At 64.3% G+C, this 2,968-nt stretch carries 2 protein-coding genes and 1 pseudogene; all 3 read left to right on the forward strand.

Going from position 1 to position 2,968, the window contains the following annotated elements; translation table 11 throughout:
• Nucleotides 1-93: 93 nt before the first annotated feature.
• A complete protein-coding gene (locus ATO11_RS20940) occupies nucleotides 94-483 on the forward strand; it encodes a DUF3768 domain-containing protein (RefSeq protein ID WP_050532860.1) in 390 nt (129 codons plus the stop codon).
• 155 nt (nucleotides 484-638) lie between these two features.
• Nucleotides 639-2,621, forward strand: coding sequence for a ParB/RepB/Spo0J family partition protein (locus ATO11_RS20945; protein ID WP_050532861.1), 1,983 nt, complete (start codon nucleotides 639-641; stop codon nucleotides 2,619-2,621).
• A gap of 72 nt (nucleotides 2,622-2,693) precedes the next feature.
• Nucleotides 2,694-2,968: pseudogene (locus ATO11_RS20950) on the forward strand (regulator); the annotation flags it as partial.

Genomic DNA, 2,968 nt, shown 5'->3' on the forward strand with positions numbered 1-2,968 from the left:
ATTTTTGACTTGCCCGAAACCCTTGACAGAGGCCCGCCCCATTACGGAAGCGGGCTTTGGGAAAGGTGTTTCAACTTCTCAAAGGAGATTCCCATGTCCATGACCGTTCAACCCCAGCCAGACTGCCCGGATCCGAGTGTGATCGCCGCGCAGAACGACGCGTTTCGCAAGCTCGCGTGCCTTGGAGTGCCGCCCGCGCAGCCCATCCAGGGTCGCATGCATGTCACCCGCTCGCTCATGGAGGCCGGAGACGGCTTCATGGCCGAAGCGGTGAGGGCCACGGGCACGTTCGACACCTTCGAGCCTGAGAATGATCCCGAAGGATGGCATGACTTCGGGGCGGTCGAGATCCGGGGCGAGACCGTGTTCTGGAAACTGGATTTGTATGAAGCGGATTCCGACTTCCGCTATGGGGCCGAGACCCCGGACAACCCCACGACCACCACGCGCGTGCTGACCATCATGATGGCGCGCGACTGGTAGGGGAGGGGACGCCTCCTCCTGACATCGCAGCCGATGAAGGCCCACTGACCCTTCAAAGGGAGAGTGGGCCTTTTGTCGTGGTGATCCCCGAAGCCGGGGATTGGTCACGCGCGTGAAGGCGCGGGCCACACCTCACCCACCTGGAAGGATACCCCATGACCACAAGCTTCAAACCCGTCTCCGTCGCCATCGGCGATCTGGTCTCACATCCCGCCAATGTGCGCAGCAACTCGCCGGAAACCTATGATCCTGAGAACATCGCCCATCTGAAGGCAAGCATCACCGTTCTGGGTCTCCTGCAGCCGCTCATGGTCCAGAAGCTCGACGGCAAATATGCTGTCCTCGCCGGTGGCCGTCGGCATGCCGCGCTGAAGGAGCTGGTCGCGGACAGGGCCGCGAAAGGCTTCACGGCGAAGGCCAAGATCGACTGCCGTCTTGTGCCAGAGGATTGCGATGTCACCACGGCCCTGTCGCTCGCTGAGAACATCACCCAGGCGCCGATGAATGCCATCGACGAGTTCGAGGCTTTCGCGCGGATGATGGAGGTCGACGACCAGACGCCCGAGACGATCGCAAAGACCTTCGGCACCACGGTGGCGGCCGTGAAAGGCCGGTTGCGCTATGGCCTAATCCACCCCGACATCCGCGCCGCGGCCCGGGCCAAGACGATCACGCTCGACACGATGAAGGCCTTTGCGGAGCATCCGAGCCAGGAGGTGCAGCGCGAGGTCTTCGAGGCACTCACCAAGGAAGATAGCTACCTGCAGGCCTATACGGTCCGCCAGGCGCTCAAGTCCCGCGGCGTCCAGGTCAGCGACGATATCGGGGCCTTCGTGCGCGAGGACTATGAGGCCCGGGGCGGAGCGATCGCGGCGGACCTTCTGGAAGAGCATTCGGTGCTCGAGGATGCGTCGCTGGTCGAGACCATCCTGCTCGAGAAGCTCGGGGCCACCGCTGAGGAGGCCCGCGCAAAACTTGGCTTTGCCTGGGCCGATGCAATGGTCCGCTACGATTACGCGACCATGGCCGACTATGGTCGCGTTTATCCCGGTCCAATCGAGCCGGATGAGGCTGCCCAGAAGCGCATCGACGAGATCACCACCGAGCTCGAGCAACTGCAGCTCGAGATGGAGGATGAGGGGCTCGAGGACGGTGCCTACAACGCGCTTTACGAGCGCGTGGACGCCTTGGAAGAGGAAGCCCGCGACCTGCAGGAGGCCTACAGCGCCGAGGACCTCGCACGGTCTGGGGTGATCGCCTCGTGGCAGGGTGGGCAGATCACGCTCCATGTTGGTCTCGTCCGCCCCGAGGACACCGTGAAAGTGGAAGGCGCGCGCGGCTCGTCGGTCAACCCGACGGGGGAGGAGGCACCGGACGCCGGCGAAATCACCTACCCGGCCTCGCTGGCCGAGGACCTCAAGACCGAGCGGGCCATGGCCCTCGGCGCCGCGATGGCGCTGCATCCGGAGGCCACGCTTGATCTGACGCTCTTCAAGCTGGTCAGTGATGTTCTGGCCAGCGGCATGAGTGTCACGCAGGCGATCAAGGTCGATGCCCGCAAGGAATACCGCAACCACGCCAAGATGGACGAGATCGACGAGACCTCGCTCGAGCAGGTAGCGGCGGCGCAGGATGCGCTTGACCTGTCCTGGCTCGATGACACCCGCGCGCCCGCCGATCAGTTCGCGGCGTTTCGCGCGCTGAAGCCGGGCGAGAAGGCCAAGCTCGTCGCTTATGCCACGGCCAGCACTACGCAATCCTGCTTCACGCGGGACCGCCAGCGCGACAGCCTGATGCATGCGTTCGAGATCGAGATCATGCCCGACATTCGCGCCCACTGGACGCCGAATGCGGCCCTCTTCAACCGCTTCAAGAAGGCCTGGCTCCTGAAGATCCTCGGCGAGGATCTGGGTCTGGCCCAGGAGGCTGTGACGCTGGCCTCGTCGAGCAAGAAGGAGATCGTCGCCTTCTGCGACAAGCTCTTCGCCGAGCCCTTCGCCACGCTCACGGACGCGCAGCGCGCTGCCGTGGCCGCCTGGTGCCCGCCCATGATGCAGACCGCCGGTGTCGCCTGTGATGAGGCGGAGCCCACTGCGGAAAATCCCGAGCCTGAGAGCGAGGTCGCGCAAGCGGCCTGAGCCATCACGCGGCCCGCGCGAGGCATTCCCCGCGCGGGTCGACCCTTCCAAACCGAACAGAAAGACATCCCCATGGCTATTCTCAAGTTCTCTGCGTCCGCTGTTGCGGCGCAGATCGCCCATGCACGCGCCTGCAAAACCTTCCTGCCCAACTGGAACGGGCCCGTGGACAGGCCCGCCCTGATCCTCATCGTCGGCAATGGCGTGCATCTGCGCTCAAACGGCATCGATGGCACGACCACCCGTATCGTCACCACCGAGCAGGCCGATCCGTCCTTTGCTTTCGCCGATGGCATGAACCCGTTTCGGGACACCGACTGGATGGCGCAGCGCCGCATGGCGTTTCG

Source organism: Pseudaestuariivita atlantica (assembly GCF_001205715.1).
Classification (GTDB): domain Bacteria; phylum Pseudomonadota; class Alphaproteobacteria; order Rhodobacterales; family Rhodobacteraceae; genus Pseudaestuariivita; species Pseudaestuariivita atlantica.